The sequence below is a fragment of the Nostoc sp. genome (assembly GCF_036917135.1).
In the GTDB taxonomy this organism is placed as follows: domain Bacteria; phylum Cyanobacteriota; class Cyanobacteriia; order Cyanobacteriales; family Nostocaceae; genus Nostoc.
Map to the genome: position 1 here is coordinate 22378 of NZ_JBALEA010000064.1, position 18075 is coordinate 40452.

The following is an 18075-nucleotide window of genomic DNA, read 5'->3' on the forward strand; positions in this document are numbered from 1 at the left end:
AGCCCAAGACATTTACCCCCCTTAATCCCCCCGATATATTGGGGGGAAACCAAGAAATCTAGTTCCCTCACCTTTATAAGGGGAGGGTTAGGGTGGGGTAATTGAACAGACTGATTGTGATTCGATAAACACGGTAGCCTTTTTAAAGCTTGTTCGGAGGGATCATTTAAATGCCTGAAATCACAGCAAAACACTTTTAAAACATCATCTGAAAATGACTCAGAGTGCGTGTAGTTTTGCGTAAGTCCTATAAGTAATGCAAAATACCCAATCTGCTTTAGGTAGTGGGTATAGAGACTTCCCAAATTCCTTGGTTTCCACCATATTCTATAACATAAATCTTATTGCCGATAATCTCAGCATCAATGGGATTACTAAAACCTGCGGCAATCCGCGTAGCGTTAAGTTTATAGTTGGTATTTCCGACTTTCGTTAACTTTAAATGCAGTAAGTCTTGGCTGGCATCTTTAAAAGGGCCTGCTAATGTTTCGCCAGTAGGATCGCCTGGTGTCCAACTCAACATGAATCCATCTCTCTTGAATTCTGGACTCATTACTCCTACTGTATCAAAAACCAAGCCCAAAGGAGAACGGTGTGCTGTAAAAGTGCTAATACTTTGCCCAAGAACACTAGCATCTTTGACTTTACCATCTAGAGGATCGCGGTAATTGTCTGCGTCCGGGCCAAAATTAGGAATTGGTTCAATCAAGTTTACAGGGCGAGTAGGAAAGGTTGGATCGTTACGATAGTAGCCTTTTATGACTGCGCCAAATTTGGGGTTTAACAATCGGTCAGTAGCAGGGTTATAGTTGGGGAATTGTTGGGGATTATCTGTTCCACCAATCCGCCAGGGAAAGCCGTAATTACCACCTAGACGTAGCCAATTTAATTCTTCTGACATATCGCGATCGGGACCATTTTCTGTACCAAATAAATCCCCATTGGGTGCAAAAGCCATATCGAAAGTATTACGTGTTCCTTCTGCAAAAATATAGCCAGCTGTCTTTAAGGTTGCTCGATCGTTTGCAAGAAAGAGATTTGTGCCATTAGTAGGAAGGCGGAGTATACAGGCGGTTAATCCTACTTCGCGAGTATTAGGATATAGACCATTAACAGACTGAACCTCACCATGATCGGTGCGAGAACCGCTATTGACATAGATATAGTTACCATCTGGGCTAGCAACCACGCCGTTGAAGCGATGGTCATAAGCTGTTTTGCTTTTGGGATAACCTGTACTCTTAGCTAAGACAGACCAGATACGCTGTCCTGTAGCCGAATTAATTACGCCTTTAACAATAATTGCTTTGGTCTGGTTATTCACCAGGTCTACATTGCCAACCAAATAAATTGTCCCGTTAGGGCCAATGGCCATACCTTGAGTTTCACCGACATTATGATTGCTAGAGTTGTAGACAAGTGTACTAGTAGAGGAGCCTAAATTGACTTGATAAATGTCACCATTTTGTTTGAGGTAATAAAGGGTGTTGTTTCGTGGATCTTTTACAATCCGAACAGAAGGAGAGTCTGATAACGTATTCAGAATATTGCGAACCTGAATATCAGGACGCAGGGCTACAGGTGTAGGATTGACTGCAATAGTGCTATGACTTGATATAACTATTGTAAATAACAGCGTTATTGTAAATAACACTGCTTGAACGGCGAAAAAGAACCGTTTTAGAGGGAAATTATCGGTAAATCTGCGTTGAACTTGGTTGGATGATTTAGTCTTATTCATTATTTTCTTGATAAAATACTCAGATGATTTTGTTCCTAAATCTTGTTGATGAGGGAAAAATTTTTAGAGATTACAGAGTGAAGTTATTAATGGCTATTATTCTATTCTTGTGACAAACTGACTCCTAGGGTATAAGGAGCAGAGTTGTTGTCACTAGAGCCAGAAAAAGTTCCGCCATCTTGAGGAAATAAAGCATATTTACTCACTGAAATGGAGTATGTACCAGCACCTAGTGAAGCAGTGATTAATGACCCCAAATCAGGGCCACTATCATCGTCACTTTTCAGTAAAGTCCCAGCATTGTTAAACAGTCCGATAACTGTATCATCGGTTGTCACTGTACTGATAGTAACAGTTTTTGGACTTGCTAGAGAAAATGTAAAAAAGTCGAAATCGGGCTTGTTCCCTGGTTGAACTGTTACTAATTCACCTGAGATATTAACGTTTGAGCCGGATGATAAAGAACCCAATCCTTCAGCGCTGGCTAGTGTATTGTTTGTAGCTTGTCCAGCATTTTCCCGCTCATAGAAAAGGAAGTCGTCACTATCAAGTCTGAGGTTAACTACGCCCTGTACAATACCAATAATTTCATCTGGCTCTGCTCCAGGTTTGTCTAAGAATATTTGTGTGTTGGCTCCAACAACTTGTAGGCGGTAGTCCTTTGGGGGGCCTTTGAGTTCTATTCGATCTTCACTACCGTTGAAGTCAGTAATAGTAGCTAAGTCCCCAAAACCAGCATTCCTAGTGTTTTTATCGTCGTAGTAGACATTTTTAGCATCCCCAAGGATAAATCTATCTCGCCCAGCACCGCCAGTTAAGGTATCAATCTCCCCTAATCCGGGTGAGAGTGGACTACCAGGCCAAGCACCGATGAGGATATCGTCTCCAGATCCACCATTGAGTATGTCATTGCCAGGCCCACCCTGTAGACTATCATTATCATCCTCACCATTGAGGGTATCATTACCAAAATTACCATCTAGGGTGTCACTGCCTGCTCTTCCATTCAGAGTGTTGTTAGCACTATTACCAAAGATGAAGTTGTTAAGACTGTTACCTATCCCGTTGATGGGGCCTGTCCCGGTGAGCCTCAGATTCTCTAGATTGATACCTAGTGTGTAGGTGACAGAAGACTGGACGGTATCTGTGCCTGAATTCACAGCCTCGGTAATGATATCAGCAGCACTATCAATAATGTAAGTGTCATCGCCTACTCCGCCATTTAAGCTGTCAGTACCCAAGCCGCCATCAAGTGTGTCATTGCCTAGTCCACCGATTAAACTGTCGTTTCCCGTCCCACCAAAGAGATTATCGTTACCCGCCGCACCATTTAGGGTGTCGTTACCGGAAAGACTATTGGCATTACCACCATTAGCCCAACCATATATCGTGTCATCTCCCGAAGTTCCATTTCTGGTATCAGCAGATGTAGTTCCGTAAATAATTGCCATAGTATTTTCCCTGAAATTATAATTAATGCCTAAGTTCGCCCTCAGTCAAAGAACTCTTTATAAGTTCAATGTGGATTAATTTAAATTGTAAATTTAGATGCAGACAAACTTATTAACCTAGTTGATACTACTTGCAAAGTATTAATTAAGGAACTGACAAATCAAAAAATCTCCCAAATTTTTTTGTGGGATGGTTTTCTTCAGCCGTCCCATACTTAGGGTGGGCAGGATGCCCACCCCACAAGATTGATAATTTATTTCTTGTCAGTCCCTTATTGATTTGGTTATTCGATTACGCAAATGGTAAGTAACTACTACACCACGGCGTAAATCTAGCTACCATCTCAATTAACTAGACAACAAATTGTTCAAGTCCGTTGTTAAATCCAGGCAAACTTTCGTCACAGTGTACTATGTCAAATATTGATTTGCTTTGGTTTTTTTGAGAATATTTTTAATTTTTAGATGTAACTATTTAATTACCATGAGCGAAAGGTCACGTCAACTTATTTACCAAATCTTTAAAATATAATATGTGTACTTTATGATATATTTAAAATTCTGAGAAAAACTTTAAGTAGCTGGACAAAAATATTTACAGTCATTGGGAACCTTTCACTTCTTTACAAGGCGCTCGACGAATGTTACACTGGCTTTTGAAATTGTGTAATTAATTAGACATCTCCAGAAATTAAATATGCTTTATCCAGAACCCTTGTAGAGACGTAGCACTGCTACGTCTCTACATTCATTTTCACTCCTATGTCTATTCTGTCCGACTACTTAAACTCCAAAAATTGAATCTAAAGGTCAATTAATTACTTTTTTGTCACCTAATTGTGTTTTGAAGCGTCAGGCATAATTGCTTCCTGAATATTTACGCCGATGAGGTTGGCTCCTCTAAGGTCGGCTCCTCTAAGGTTAGCTCCTCTGAGATTCGCTCCTGCCAAATTTGCGCTTCTGAGGTTAGTCCAACTTAAGTTAGCTTGACTCAAGTCAGCTTCACTGAGGTTAGCTCGCAACAGGTATGCACCAGTGAGGTGAGCCTTGTTCAGATTAGCTTTGTAAAGGTCAGCTTTGTAAAGATAAGCTCCCAACATTTCTGCTTCGTACAAACTTGCCTCGCTGAGGTCAGCTGCAATCAAGTTAGCTTCAATGAGATTGGCAAAAGAAAGGTTAGTCCGCATCAGCTTTGCTGCACCCAAATCGGCATCTCTCAAGTTAGCGCCTCTTAAGTCAGTTCCAATTAGATTAGCATGAGCGATCGCAGCGCCTCTAAGATCCACATCACTCAAGTCGGCTCCAATCAGATTGGCATGACTCAAATCAGCCTGCCTAAGAATAGCACCACTCAAGTTAGCAACACTGAAGTTAGCCGCACTCAGGTTAGCTTCAATGAGTAAGGCTTTGTAGAGGTTGGCACTACTAAGGTCAGCACCACTGAGGTTTGCTCGCACCAGTAAAGCGTTACCCAAATCCACTCTTCTCAAGTTTACCCCCTGGAGGTTTGCGCCTCTGAGGTTATCGCCTTGCAGATTGGCGGCGCTGAGGTCTGGTTCAATGTGGGAATTTTTCTTTCTCCACTCAATCCATGTAACTGCACCGGCTTTGAGTAAAGCTAGATGCTCTCGATTTGCCATTTTCTCTCCTTTACTCCTGACGCCCACCCAGAGGATTTGCCCGACCTGCTACACTTTCAATGGCCGTTAACGCTCCCTGAGCACCTGCTAGAATATCCTGTTCTTGTCCACCTAAGTAAAGCCGTCCAAAACTACCTACAGCCTGAACCTCAAGAATGTTAATCCTCGCTGCTTTCTCCGCTTCATTGGCAGCCAGTGCAGCGTAAGCAGCAGGCTCCACTTCTAATACATATAGTGTTTGTCCTGCTAGTAGTAGCTGTCCCCGGCGCGTGCGATTAATCAGTTGTGTTTGATAAGCATCGATGTTGCGGATAATCTGACTAGAAATAACACGCGGTTTGAGACATTCCTCTCTTTTGACTCCCAATGCTGCCAAAATTGCTTGACCGGCTGCTCGCGTTTCCCCTTGGGAGCTAGAATGAACTTCCAATAGTCCGTATAGTCGTTCAACTACCTGTACTCCTGGACGGACAGAGGCAGATTTCAGGGCTATATCGGTAATTTTGTTAATTTCGATACCAGGAGAGATTTCAATCCACAGTGATGTATCTCCTGGTAATGGTAAGAAGCCTTGGGCTACTGTTCCCATATATGCTGCATGTTGAGGTTGCAGGTTGTCGAGAAATACGAAACTGCGTAGTTCTATTCCCAAGATTTTGCTCTCCAGTCGTGAAGGAAAAAGGTATCTATATATGGCATAAAGGAGCGCAAATTCCGTTTAATGTATCTACACCCGTGGGTTAAATCACAATTATAGAAGTCAATGCTTATTTAGAAGATCCTCGTCCTCGTGGGATAAAATCTACTTTGATCGCACAACCTAATTTTTGTTCAACACAGCTATTTTGTAAACACCTTGACCTTTTTACATTACCCCAGTTTTAGCCCAAAATTGACTATTGGCTTAAACAGCTTGGTCTGATATTTTTACATCTCCAGAAAAGAAAAAGACCCCTCTCCAAACCTCTCCCCGAAACGGAGAGAGGCTTTAAAACCCCCCTTCCTTGGTAGGGAAGGGGGGAAGGGGGGTTAGGTCTGCGTGTAATTGTGTGGTATCTAAATCTTTTCTGGAGATGTCTTTTTGACATCAACCCGCCTCGCTAATTATATAGAAGTGGGAAGAATGTTTTCTTTGGTTGCGATCGCTTGAGGTCGGCTTGCTCGTCGTCATCACCTGGTGGGATGTAAACCGATGATAAGCTAAAAATCTTTTAGATTTGCATCCTCCAAAAATAAATCTCTTGTGGGGTGGGCAACATGAGCGCCCTAGTTGTGCAATCTTATTTGCGCGACAGCTTATTTACCGTCTCAAAATTTAGGGTTAGCTTTTGAAAAGGATGTCGTAAACTGACAGCAGAACTTCCACCACAATCAGAATTACCACATACCACTCTACTCGCTGGCTACTGCTATGCTGCATGAACTCCAACACTGTTTGGGCGGTTTGGGAAATTAACTCTAGTTTGCGTTCCAAGGCGCTGTGACGCTCACGGATTTCGTATTCATCCTCCAAACGCAGATATAAGTTTTCTAGCTGTGGGGATTCCCAGAGCAACTCCGGCTTATCGATAATCTCGACTCGACCCACAATCTTATGTTGAACTAATAGGGTAGTCCCAAGTTGACGCAGTAATTCCCGACTTTGGCGCCCACTTCTGTTTTCACGCTGGAGACTAGCTGCAAAGGGTTCAATTTGATCAAATACAGTCGCTAGGCTAGTTTCATAATGAGACAGCACAACACTCTTGGCGAGAATATCAGCGACTATCTGCAAGCGTTCTACACTAAATTCATGGAGCAAAATTTTTCCTTCTTTAACTCGCTCACTCTCGCCAACGTTGAGATGAATTTCCACTTCTTCTGTTTCCGGGTTGGCAAAAGAGTCACGAACTTGAGAGGATAGTTTGGTCAAGAAGGCTACCTTTTCCCCAGGCTCAAGATTAAACAGCACAACTGCACCATAGCCCAGAAGTACCGCACAACCTTGTTCACCGACTGTAACCATTACTGGCATCGTCGCCAAGCAAATGTAATTCTCCAACATCTGTAAGTTAATATCTTTACCCAGGAATAGGGCTTGCGCTCTAAATCTATCTTTGTCATGAAAAAGGAGTTTTTGCATTGTTACCATTGGCTATATTTTGCCTGTTTTACTACCGGGTAGCGATCGCAATTGATGCCTGTTGTTGGAGATCACTAAAATTTCAGCTATACTGATGCAAAAACCTGTCCCAGGGTTCAAAATCAATCATTCTCCCCTGCTAAAATTCACCAGATGAGATTTTAATCATTTCTCTTGAGAGTACTGATTTTTGAGTTTTGATAAGCAAGATAACTAAGACTTTTTCGCACTAGATTTGCTCAATTTGGATCTCACAGTCTGCTCCCACACTAATGATGCTATTTTCTGGAAAAGGAATCCAATTACCTCTAAATAGAGGTTCAGACGCAATAATTACAGATTTGGGGAAAGTCGGATCATCTCGTATCCAGTAAAGAGATGGAGGTGGTGAAGTGGTAGCAAAGCGAGAAGCTATTAGGCGATGTCCGTCAGTAGAGATTATATTGAGTGAGGCTTCTACTTGATAGCGTTTTGCCATCTCCGATAGCGTTAATAATGTGGTGCGTAAAGCAGATTCTGGAGGTCGATGTTTGTTAATTTGACTTTGTGAAAGCAACAATGCGAAAATGTGTTCAGAGTCAGTATTGCCATTAATTTGTTCGTAAAAATCTTGGGTTAAAGTGCTGCGGATTTTTCTGTGTAATGTTTTGCGGAAATTTTCGATTAGTCCATTGTGAATAAATAGCTGTTGTTGATGGTTAAAGGGCTGACAATTAACAAAATCTACCGATTCGTCTGGTGTAGCACTGCGGATATAAGCAAGTACACACTTTGATTCAACGTAACGGCTGAGACTGGGTAGGTTTATATCATTCCAAATAGGTAGGGTATTTTTGTAGATAAAAGGTTCGATATCTTTTTGAATATGATACCAGCCCACACCAAAGCCATCTGCATTTACCAACCCGGAGGTCATTTCGCGGGGTTGATAACTCTGGACTATCAGTGAGTGTTCTGGTTTATATAGAAGAGATTCCAAGGAAATAGGCGAACCGAGGTAAGCAAGTAAACGGCACATGATGAATATTCCACCTTCTATTAGCACAATTATTGGGCAACAGCCTTACCCGTTTTTATTCACCATCATTAGTGGTTCCCACTTATATGGTTTTCCGTCACCTGATTCTGATTATGATTTGCGTGGTGTGCATATCTTACCAGTTCAAGAAGTGGTGGGATTAGAAACTAAGAATGAAACTATTGAAGTTTCAGAAGTTCGCCAGTCTTTAGAAATTGATTTAGTCACTCATGATGTCAAAAAGTTCTTTTTGATGCTACTTAAAAAGAATGGTTATGTGTTAGAACAACTGTATTCTCCTTTAATATTGACAACTTCACCAGAACATGAAGAGTTGAAAGTTATTGCCCAAAATTGTATTACCCGTCATCATAGTTACCATTATCTGGGTTTTTCTGCAACCCAATGGAAACTTTTTGAGAAAGAACATACCCATCGCATCAAGCCATTACTTTATGTATATCGAGTCTTATTAACTGGAATTTATCTGATGCAGACAGGGATAATTGAAGCTAATTTAATTAAGCTTAATGAGGTTTTTAATTTACCATATATTCCTGATTTAATCGCGCAAAAATTAGCAGGTACAGAAAGGTCTATTTTGTCAGATATTAATGTAGATTTTCATCAAAGAGAATATGAACGTCTGCGTAATAAGTTGCAAGAAGCATATCAATCCAGTCCATTACCTGAAGCACCTTCAGCTAATATGGCTTTGCATAATTTTTTGGTAAGGCTGAGAGTGGGTAATTATAAATTATAAACTGAGAATTCATAACTCATTTTCTGGCTGTTATCTGGCGGATATGGAGATAGGAATTAAGAGTTGTTAAGGCACTGACAAGAAATAAATTATCCATTTTGTGGGGTGGGAAACATGAGCGCTCTAAATCTGGGACGGCTGGGGACACCCATCCCACAAAAAATTTGGGATGTTTTTTTATTTGTTAGTCCCTAAGTGATAACTTCTAACTCTTAATTCCTAACTTCTTTAAAACTTGAGATTCCAAGCAGCAAAAGCTAAAGCACCCCAACCGGCAAGAAAGGCTACGCCGCCTATTGGTGTAATTGCACCCAAGGATTTTACACCAGTTAAGCTAAGAGCGTACAAACTTCCTGAGAAAATAGCAATACCAATGATAAATAACCATCCACTGGCGATGAGGGCGGGTTGAGGAAATTCGGTGCGACTAATTAGTAGTGCTACTAAAAAAAGTGCCAGAGCGTGATACATTTGGTAACGAGCGCCAGTTTCAAAAATTTCTAGAGATCGCTCACTAATCTTTTCCCGTAATGCATGAGAAGCAAAAGCACCAGCAGTAACTGACAAGCCGCCTAAAATGGCAGCTATGCTCAAAAAAATCTGCGTCATTAGACTTAGCCGTAAATTGAAGATGGTCATTAGTCATTAGTGAATAACAAATGACCAATGACAATTAGACATCAAAATGATATGATACAGCCCCTTCTTCGTTCACCTGAAAGTTTGCATTGAATTCTTTAGCTTTTTCATCTAAATATTGTCTGGCGTGGGCTGCGGGTAGCTGTGATTGCATCGCAAAGCCTAAAACAGTTAAGCGACCCTGATTCTCTTGTAGCATCTCATAAAAAATCGATTGCAGGCGATCGCTAACTTGTTGATTAAGCACCTTTTTCTCCTGTCGGCTTTGACGGTACAATCCCAATGCTAACCATGTGCCCAGTGTGAGGGTAGGAACGCCAAAAATTAGACCACCGACAGCACTATTGTCATCTTGGTAAGTAGCATTTGGTGCAGTAAATTCATACGCATCTTTCACTGGTATGTACACCTTACGTGTAGCAAATTTTTCCAATGCCGCCGTTGCTGATAGCATTAAAAACATGAATCCGAGTGTCAGTAGCCAGCCGGCGGCTAATTTTTCAGCAGTCTTCATAGTTTCACATCAGATTTACACTTTGCTAGTGATTTTAACCTGACTTTCGCAAAGGTTCCAGTTCAGCTTCCAAGAATAAAACTCATCTGACTAGAGGTATATTCTGGCTAATTACTGGAATCACGCTTCCTTTCTGATAATTCTCCTTTGAGATTCTTAAATCGCAGCAAAGGTATAAGCTGTTGCGCCTTTAATTTGCACTAATATTTTTTCAATATGATTGTGGGGTGGGCAACATGAACGCCCTGATAATGCAAGTTGTATACGTAACAGCTTAGGTGATTTCTGATTAAAAAAATACCATGTTTACGAGTTTCGACTTACCTCGGCTCCGCCCTTCGGCTACGCTCAGGACAGGCTCGGCACAAGTCGCTCAACTCTCGGCCACTCAGTTGGTTGAGCGAACTTGTACTGAGCGAAGTCGAAGTAGTCGAAACCAACGGCTATGGTAAATTTATTACTAGAATTCACCTTAGTAGTTTCCTTGCTGCGGTTTTCACCTTAATTACGTGTAGCTTCCAGTATGCGGGAAAAATAGAAGCGAGTCTTAGTCATCGCCTTTCTTTGCAAACAAAAGCCATTACTTTCCAAGATTCTTACCACATCAGCTTCACGGTGTAAATATGCACGAGTGGCTTTACTTGGCCCAGGAAAGAAACTGCCAATTTTCTTGAGTATACTTAGGGCGCAGGTCTTCGGCGCAAAACTGAGAATTATCCGCGATTGTGCTAAAGAACAGAGGTGAGATATCATCTCATCGGCTTTTTCTTGGGGGTAGTGGATGAGAACATCCAAGCAAATAACAGTATGGTAGCTACCACTCAATGATTCCAAATCCTGCACAGCAAAAGTGGGATTTTCAGTATTTCCCAAAGTTTGCTTCGCCCTATCCTTTCCTTCTTCCACCATTTTTTCAGAAATATCGGTGGCATAGACTTTGGCACCATCTACCGCCAGAGGGATGCTGAGACTACCGACACCACACCCAGCATCACAGATTGATAGCTCTGGTAAATTGTTATCAGCCTTCAGCCAACCGAGAACTGTATCCACGGTTTGCTGGTGTCCATTGCGGATGTCTAGTTGAACTTTGTTGACTTCGCCATCGCCATAGATTCGCTTCCAACGGTCAAACCCTGTGGAATTGAAATACTCGCGAACAATCGTTTTGTCGTCGGCTACGTTCATAAACTTTGATTTTTAGGGGTTCCCAATGCTTAAAATTATCATTGATAGGAACCCATAAGAGCGGTCTTCCAGATTTTTCTAGATATGGTGCCCAGAAGTAGGGGTGTACAGATGTGCGTCTCTAATCATTGAAATGAGAAGCGCTATTTTTTGAAAAAGCTATCATTCAATTACTTTATAATTTCACTAAAAGTTTTTGGTAGGTAACAATTTCAGTATTTTCAAATTTTACCGTCATCGCACTGCTGATGTTTGCTTGCGGCTACAATACATTACCAAAAGTACAAACAATCCCATTCCTGCCAGATATTTAATTGCATCAGGTATGCTGGGATTAGGAGAAAAGAAGCCTTCGATCGCACCAGCAATAATCAACATTGGTACAATCCCAAATACTAGTTGTACCGCTTGAGAACCGTAAAATTTCAGTGCATCCCCACGGCGATATTTACCAGGAAATAAAATTGCTCTGGCTAATAAAAATCCCGCACCCCCAGCAAAAAAGATGGCGGGTAATTCCAAAGAACCATGCGGCAACACAAAAGCCCAAAAAGGATAAGCGAGATTATTTTGACTAACTAAAGTACCAACAGCACCAATTAATAAACCATTAAATATCATCAAATAAGCTGTGGATGCCCCAAAGGTGATGCCACCAGCAACAGCCCCAAAAGACACTGACAAATTATTGATCATGATACTGCTCGATGCCAGAGGTTCAACGCCGACAATTGACCCCATCCATAATTTATGCTCATCTCGCACCTTGTTAATCAAGCTTTCAGGTACGATCAACGACATAAAGCTGGGGTTTTGCCAGGAATACCACCAAGCCACTAATGCCCCTAATAAAAACAGCGCCGTTGCCGCCGCAATGTATACAAATGTTTTCTGGACTACATCAGGTAATCCCCATCGGTAAAATTTTAAAATTGCCTGCCATTCCTGGCGCGGGGAACCTTGGTAAATCTGCGTATAGGCACGAGTTGTTAAAGATTGTAAACTTTGGATCAAAGTATTGCCGATTTGCTGAGTGCGGGCGCGTGCCAAATCTGCCGCCACTGAACGATACAAACTCGCTAACTCTCTAATTTCTGCTGCCCGTAAAGATTTTAACCCTTTTTTTTCTATCTGCCTTAATAGGGCATCCAGACGTTGCCAATTCGGTTCTCGTCGCGCAATCCAACGTTGAATATTCATGAATTTTGCTAACACTGAGTTTAACTTAGCTTAAGATAGCCTCAAATTCACCTCCGTACTTTCAAGGGAAATTTGCCATCATGTCTGAAAACTTTGGATCTCCTGGTCAGATACAACCACTGAGTGTAGGAAATGTTGTCAGTGCTGCGGTGCGATTGTATCGTTCTCACCTGAAAGACTATTTTTTACTAGCACTGAAAGCTTACGTCTGGGTACTGGTTCCAGTTTATGGATGGGCTAAATTTTATGCTCTTTCAGCGCTGATTTCTCGTTTGGCCTTTGGCGAGTTGGTCAATCAACCCGAAAGTATTTCGTCAGGTCAGCGTTACGTCAATTCCCGATTGTGGCAGTTTTTAGTGACAATGCTGTTAATGTTTCTCATCGGTATAGGAGTTGGCTTAGGTTTTGTAATTTTATTTGCCTTGGTTGGTTTTTTCTCAGCCTTCTTAGGGTTGGGACAACAAGCAAATCCAGCTACCTATATTCTGTTTATTTTGCTGACCATTGTGGTGAGTATTGTGGCACTTGTGGCAATTTTTTGGTTTTTTACACGATTCTATTTAGCAGATGTGCCCCTTGCCATTGAAGAGAATGTTGATGGGATATCAACTATTAGCCGTAGCTGGGAATTAACTCAAGGTTACGTCTGGCGAATTCTAGCTATCTCATTTGTCGCCTTTTTGATCACAATACCTGCTCAAATTGTTCTCCAGATTGTTTCTGCTGTGATTCAGGCGATTTTCTTGCCCTTAATCAATCAGAATTCTACTATTTTTGCTCCGATTTTGGCTGTGTTTATCCTGGCATTAAGTTTTAGTACTGGGGCAATAATTTTACCATTTTGGCAAGCAATTAAAGCTGTTATTTACTATGACCTGCGGAGTCGTCGTGAAGGGTTAGGCTTGAAGTTACGCGATCGCGAAGTTTAAACGACAGTAAAAAGACGATTATGCACCTTTTCAATAATGTTAAATTTAATACTCCAGAAAGCGTAGAACTAGAATTTACTCTTGCTGGAATCGGAAATCGTGCCTGGGCTTTGCTCATTGATTATCACGTTTTGGCTGTGATTTTGGTAGGATTTTTCACAGCTTGGTCTATTATTTCAGTCCCATTAGGAGATTTTTGGGTAGATATTTTCGGTACATCTGTGACTTTGTGGTTGATGGCGATCGCATTCCTTGTTAGTTTTATTATTTACATCGGCTATTTTGTATTTTTTGAAACCTTATGGTTTGGACAAACCCCTGGTAAACGAGTTGCTAAAATTCGCGTAGTTCGAGATGATGGTAGACTCATCGGGCTACAACAAGCAACGCTACGTGCTTTACTGCGACCCTTTGATGAAACTTTGTTTATTGGCGCTTTTTTAATTATCTTAGGTCGCCGCGAAAAACGCTTAGGTGATTTGGTTGCTGGCACAATTGTCATTCAAGCCCAAACACCCACTGCATCTGCAACATTGACAATTTCAGATCGGGCTAAAGTACTCCATGAAGAGTTAGTAAAAACTGCCGATTTATCACCATTGATGCCCGATGATTTTGCTGTGATTCGTGAGTATTTGCAGCGACGTGGTGCAATGTCATTAAAGGCAAGAGCCTCACTATCTCTAAAGTTAGCCGAGCAAGTTGTTGCTATTCTTAATTTAGAAAAGTTGCCAGAAGTTGTTACACCTGATGTTTTTTTAGAAGCTGTTTACCTTGGATATCAACAACCAGAATTTTAGGCTGGAGTTTTTATTTAAATGAGAACAGTCCTAACCTCCTCCTATGCCTTAATACCAAGAGTGTTGCTCTCTGCGCTGCTGTTAACCCAGTTAGCACTTTAACTCGCCGCTTTGCGTCTACGCAAGTCAATTAAATAGTTAGTGATTCTAAGAATACTGACCTGCTGAAACCAACCTCTTCCGTTCTTCTAACCGCTCTGATTGATTAAATTGGAGAATTGCAACAGTTACTCGCCCAACTGCTGTCAATGGTGCGATTTCTGCCCCATTTAACTGAAAGTGATCAGTCCATTTTTGAGTCCTTGGATTGAAAAAAGGTGTTAGTTTCGCCGTTTCAGGATCGATTGACCCCAAATCAGTACCCTTTGCACGATTACAATATGGGCAGGCGAGAGCTAGATTGTCTGCCTCAGTAGTGCCACGATGTTTTTCGGCAATAATATGTTCCATCTCAAAGCTAAATAGTGCAGCACTCTGAGGAAATAAGCAGTACTCACACCTTTGCTTGGCTCGTTCAATTACGAGTTTCCGCAAGTGGGCTGATACATAAGTCATGGGTTTTGGCGTAATTGCTCGAATGCATGAGCTTTTGCCATACGCACAAGATGTTCTATGGTCAGATAGCGTTCTAGTTCAGCTTCACCTTTGGCTGAAAGTGTTCCTGCTTTACTCTGTGCTAGCAAATCACTGACACGAGTCTGGAATTCTGCTGAGGGTCGAATTGCTAAAATTTGTTCTGGTGTAGGCTGACTTGCCAACAACCCAATAATCTCCTTCTCATCAAGAAAATTGCCAGACTGTTCGCTTAACAACTCTTGGAGACCGCGTTCTACTATCTCTTGTAATCGGTCTGGGAACTGCTGTAATTGCTGTCCTAGCTCCTCAGATACCTCAACAGTGATTTGCATTATCTAGCTCTGTTGTTTTTCTAATTTAATCTTATTAGTTTAAGTCTAGCTACAAATCTTTACTATGGTCAAAAACGCTTCACAACTGCTTACTCTAAATCAGCTAACCCTAATTGCTTCATTTTCAGGAAGACATAAATAATGAACATAACTAATAATCAGTAGTCAGTGGTTAGTGAGTGGAAACTACTGACTACTGACTACTAATTACTTAAAAATCTAAAACTGGCCAGTCTGTTTCCCGATAATAGCGCGTCATATTATCAAACTTCCGTAATTCGACGCGATTGATCAAAAATTCTGGCAAATCCAACAGCCATTTTTCATTTAATTCAGACAGCATCGTGCTGAAGTTTGTGCGGTCTAAGTCAGATAGAACCTCCCCAAAATAGGCTAATGTAACATGGGCTGTCAAATGATAATGCTGCTCAATACCCAAGGCAATTAACTTGGGATTTTGATAAATTGTTCGGCGAAATTTAATAATTTCTTCATAGCAGCGTTCATCCTGGGGTATTAAACAAACGGCTACAGCTCTTGGCATCAGTATCAGTCCCAGCATTTGCCATTTAATCGGATGACTCCTATTTGTCATCAATTGTTGATATTGCTGAAACATTTCGGCTAAACAAGAGTGCAACTCCTCATCGAATTTGGGATTTTTTTCGGAGGCATCAAGATAAGCATTGTCCCAAATTAAATCCGCTAAAGTCAGATGTAAGCTAGCAGGAGGTACAGGTACAATCAAATTACGGTTTACAGGCAACTGCAAAAGTTCCTGTTGGTAAGTCTGTAATTTGGCGTAGAAAGCCGAGTTCTGTGATTCTTCTTCTGCCGGCGGGGTAATTAGCGTATAGCCAGGAAAGGATGCTGGTTCTCTCAACCCAGAATTTGGCTGAAATTTAGAAGATTCCTGAATATGCTGGGCTTGGGATCTGTAGGTTTCTGGTAGCGTCAGTCGTGCTAGCCGATTTAAGTAAGTTTGATAGTTGTCGTCCAATCTTCATGGCCTCATGCTCTCACTTGATAGATTTTAGGGAAAATTACCGCAATTAACAGAATGATTTTAAAAGTATTTTATTTTTGGGAGTGGGGAGTTAGGAGTGAGGAGTGAGGAGTTAGGAGTTTAGAGTTATAAATATTAACTCTTCACCAATGCCCACTTGCCCTGAGCGGAGCCGAAGGGATACCCAAAGGTTAGTCTATGCCAATCTATGTTTACTGGGGTGAGGATGATTTTGCTATAGAGAAGGCGATCGCTATGCTGCGCGATCGCGTCCTCGATCCCCAATGGATAAGTTTTAATTACACTTCGTTCTCCCCAGATCAGGCTGATGCTGCTATCCAGGGGTTAAATGAGGTGATGACACCGACATTTGGCGCTGGTGGGCGCTTGGTATGGCTGATCAATACTACTCTGTGTCAGCACTGTCCAGAGAATGTATTAGCAGAATTGGTGCGATCGCTATCTGTAATTCCCGAAAACTCATTTTTATTGCTCACCAGTCGCAACAAGCCTGATGAACGCCTTAAATCGACGAAATTGTTAAAGCAGTTTGCCACCGAGTTCCGAGAATTTCCCCTCATCCCCCCTTGGAAAACAGAATTACTGGTGCAATCGGTGACTCAAGCAGCCCAGACTGTGGGCGTGAAACTGACTGCAAATACTGCCCATTTGTTGGCAGAATCTGTAGGAAATGATACACGATTACTCTACAATGAGTTAGAGAAATTGCGGCTATATGTCCAAGGTAGCAACAAGCCCTTAGACGTAGATACTGTGACCAAGTTAGTCAGAAATACTACTCAAAATAGCTTACAATTAGCAGCAGCAATCAGAACTGGAGATACAGCTAAAGCTTTGACAACATTGGCAGATTTGAGCAATGCTTCTGAACCGGGATTACGGATAGTTGCGACGCTGATTGGACAATTTCGCACCTGGTTATGGGTGAAGATTATGATAGAAGGTGGGGAGCGCAATCAACAAGCGATCGCTATTGCTGCTGATATCGGTAATCCCAAACGGCTCTACTTCTTACAGCAAGAAATCAGGCTGCTCTCTGTGCAACAGTTAATTTCTTGCTTACCCCTACTACTGGAGTTAGAAGTTAGCCTCAAGCAAGGAGCATCAGAAATGTCAACACTCCAGACTAAAATAATCGAACTTTGTCAAGTCTGCCGAGGAAATTGACAATCAAATATAAAAGCTTGATGTATTGAGCCGTTGCTGGAACTTCCAACGGCGAAAGTAATTCAAAGTCCTCATAATATCCCTGATGTAGTTTTGTATCACACACTATATGAAGAAAATTTCCAATTTATTTTACCGATCTAGCCGAAAGCGAATCCTTTACCAATCATTCTTTTTTGGCGCGATCGCTACTGTGGGTGTGATTTTCAACGCTTTTTCATTGACTCACAAAGCTGACGCTCAAACTCCATCACCAATAGTTAACAATACTGAAATCAACAGCTACGCTCAAGCCGTGCTAGCAATGGAGCCAGTACGTCAAAATGCCTTTGGAGAAATTAAAAAACTTATTGGCAATGGAGAAATTCCTAAGATTGTTTGTAACGATTCTAACAGCTTTAATGGTCTTCCCAAGAAGGCTCAAGATATCGCCACGACTTACTGTACTCGCGCTCAAAAAATTGTCGAAGATAATGGTTTGAGCATTGATAAGTTCAACAAAATTACTCTAGAATTACAAAATAATAATATTAGTTTAAAAGAGCAGGTTTACAATACCTTCTTACGTCTGCAACAACCTCCTGAGTCTCGGTAACTAGAAGGGTCTAGAACACAAATTCAGTAATCCTGAAATAACCTCTCCCCCAACGCTCCTAGGGAAGCACGATGGTTTCATATAAGCAGAGAAAAACTAAAACGGGTTTAGGACTAGCCCTTTCAAGGTGGTGAAATTTGGAACCAATATTGGTTATTTCAATCTTCAAAAAGCCCAAAATCTGAGCGGATAACTCATGATGATCACACTAAAACAACGTATCTTCGTTTGTCACCTTGAAAGGGCTATACCTGGATTTCTCACCACATCTCAATAATTAAATAAGTAATGAGTAATGAGTAATGAGTAATGAGTAATGAGTAATGAGTAATGAGTAATGAGTAATGAGTAATGAGTAATGAGTAATGAGTAA

18 protein-coding genes are annotated in these 18075 nt (G+C 41.4%); 5 read left to right on the forward strand and 13 right to left on the reverse strand.

What is annotated here, in order from left to right:
• Nucleotides 1-277 precede the first annotated feature (277 nt).
• The 6 genes from V7K50_RS19515 to egtC all read right to left on the reverse strand — a co-directional run bounded on the left by V7K50_RS19515 (nucleotide 278) and on the right by egtC (nucleotide 7972).
• Nucleotides 278-1741: a PQQ-dependent sugar dehydrogenase gene (locus V7K50_RS19515; protein ID WP_334962843.1), complete on the reverse strand. Its 1464-nt coding sequence runs from the start codon at nucleotides 1739-1741 to the stop codon at nucleotides 278-280.
• A 101-nt stretch (nucleotides 1742-1842) separates the two neighbouring features.
• Nucleotides 1843-3192, reverse strand: coding sequence for a DVUA0089 family protein (locus V7K50_RS19520; RefSeq protein ID WP_334962845.1), 1350 nt, complete (start codon nucleotides 3190-3192; stop codon nucleotides 1843-1845).
• Nucleotides 3193-4025: 833 nt separating this feature from the next.
• The gene (locus V7K50_RS19525) at nucleotides 4026-4832 is read right to left on the reverse strand and encodes a pentapeptide repeat-containing protein (protein WP_334962847.1); all 807 of its coding nucleotides are present in this window, start codon (nucleotides 4830-4832) and stop codon (nucleotides 4026-4028) included.
• A 10-nt stretch (nucleotides 4833-4842) separates the two neighbouring features.
• Nucleotides 4843-5484, reverse strand: a complete 642-nt coding sequence (locus V7K50_RS19530) for a hypothetical protein (RefSeq protein ID WP_334962849.1) — start codon at nucleotides 5482-5484, stop codon at nucleotides 4843-4845.
• Nucleotides 5485-6153: 669 nt separating this feature from the next.
• Nucleotides 6154-6954 carry an RMD1 family protein gene (locus tag V7K50_RS19535; protein WP_334962851.1) on the reverse strand — a complete coding sequence of 267 codons (801 nt, stop codon included), beginning with the start codon at nucleotides 6952-6954 and terminating at the stop codon, nucleotides 6154-6156.
• A 229-nt stretch (nucleotides 6955-7183) separates the two neighbouring features.
• The gene (egtC, locus tag V7K50_RS19540; protein WP_334962853.1) at nucleotides 7184-7972 is read right to left on the reverse strand and encodes an ergothioneine biosynthesis protein EgtC; all 789 of its coding nucleotides are present in this window, start codon (nucleotides 7970-7972) and stop codon (nucleotides 7184-7186) included.
• Here egtC and V7K50_RS19545 point away from each other — a divergent pair.
• Nucleotides 7971-8735: a nucleotidyltransferase domain-containing protein gene (locus V7K50_RS19545; RefSeq protein WP_334962855.1), complete on the forward strand. Its 765-nt coding sequence runs from the start codon at nucleotides 7971-7973 to the stop codon at nucleotides 8733-8735. The genes egtC and V7K50_RS19545 overlap by 2 nt on opposite strands.
• A 228-nt stretch (nucleotides 8736-8963) precedes the next feature.
• Here the strand turns inward: V7K50_RS19545 and V7K50_RS19550 are convergent, their stop codons facing one another.
• The 4 genes from V7K50_RS19550 to V7K50_RS19565 all read right to left on the reverse strand — a co-directional run bounded on the left by V7K50_RS19550 (nucleotide 8964) and on the right by V7K50_RS19565 (nucleotide 12276).
• On the reverse strand, nucleotides 8964-9344 hold the full coding sequence (locus tag V7K50_RS19550; RefSeq protein WP_334962877.1) for a DUF423 domain-containing protein: 381 nt from the start codon (nucleotides 9342-9344) through the stop codon (nucleotides 8964-8966).
• A 64-nt stretch (nucleotides 9345-9408) separates the two neighbouring features.
• Nucleotides 9409-9888: a hypothetical protein gene (locus V7K50_RS19555; protein WP_334962857.1), complete on the reverse strand. Its 480-nt coding sequence runs from the start codon at nucleotides 9886-9888 to the stop codon at nucleotides 9409-9411.
• A gap of 501 nt (nucleotides 9889-10389) precedes the next feature.
• The gene (gene bchM / locus V7K50_RS19560) at nucleotides 10390-11076 is read right to left on the reverse strand and encodes a magnesium protoporphyrin IX methyltransferase (protein WP_334962858.1); all 687 of its coding nucleotides are present in this window, start codon (nucleotides 11074-11076) and stop codon (nucleotides 10390-10392) included.
• A 234-nt stretch (nucleotides 11077-11310) separates the two neighbouring features.
• Nucleotides 11311-12276: a stage II sporulation protein M gene (locus V7K50_RS19565; protein WP_334962860.1), complete on the reverse strand. Its 966-nt coding sequence runs from the start codon at nucleotides 12274-12276 to the stop codon at nucleotides 11311-11313.
• A gap of 80 nt (nucleotides 12277-12356) precedes the next feature.
• Here V7K50_RS19565 and V7K50_RS19570 point away from each other — a divergent pair, with 80 nt between their 5' ends.
• Complete coding sequence (locus V7K50_RS19570; protein ID WP_334962862.1) at nucleotides 12357-13205, forward strand: DUF975 domain-containing protein; 849 nt, start codon at nucleotides 12357-12359, stop codon at nucleotides 13203-13205.
• Nucleotides 13206-13225: 20 nt separating this feature from the next.
• Complete coding sequence (locus V7K50_RS19575) at nucleotides 13226-14005, forward strand: RDD family protein (RefSeq protein WP_334962864.1); 780 nt, start codon at nucleotides 13226-13228, stop codon at nucleotides 14003-14005.
• Nucleotides 14006-14152: 147 nt separating this feature from the next.
• On the opposite strand, the gene V7K50_RS19580 is transcribed toward V7K50_RS19575, so the two are convergent.
• From V7K50_RS19580 to V7K50_RS19590, 3 genes are all read right to left on the reverse strand, one after another.
• Entirely contained in the window at nucleotides 14153-14560 is a 408-nt protein-coding gene (locus V7K50_RS19580; protein WP_334962867.1) for an HNH endonuclease, read from the reverse strand.
• Nucleotides 14557-14913: a hypothetical protein gene (locus V7K50_RS19585; protein ID WP_334962869.1), complete on the reverse strand. Its 357-nt coding sequence runs from the start codon at nucleotides 14911-14913 to the stop codon at nucleotides 14557-14559. The genes V7K50_RS19580 and V7K50_RS19585 overlap by 4 nt, the downstream gene beginning before the upstream one ends.
• A 211-nt stretch (nucleotides 14914-15124) precedes the next feature.
• Nucleotides 15125-15913: a DUF1868 domain-containing protein gene (locus V7K50_RS19590; protein ID WP_334962871.1), complete on the reverse strand. Its 789-nt coding sequence runs from the start codon at nucleotides 15911-15913 to the stop codon at nucleotides 15125-15127.
• A 204-nt stretch (nucleotides 15914-16117) separates the two neighbouring features.
• Between V7K50_RS19590 and holA the strand changes: the two genes are divergently transcribed.
• Together holA and V7K50_RS19600 are read left to right on the forward strand one after the other, a co-directional pair.
• A complete protein-coding gene (gene holA, locus V7K50_RS19595; RefSeq protein ID WP_334962873.1) occupies nucleotides 16118-17107 on the forward strand; it encodes a DNA polymerase III subunit delta in 990 nt (329 codons plus the stop codon).
• Nucleotides 17108-17216: 109 nt separating this feature from the next.
• Complete coding sequence (locus V7K50_RS19600; RefSeq protein ID WP_334962875.1) at nucleotides 17217-17702, forward strand: DUF4168 domain-containing protein; 486 nt, start codon at nucleotides 17217-17219, stop codon at nucleotides 17700-17702.
• Nucleotides 17703-18075 lie beyond the last annotated feature (373 nt).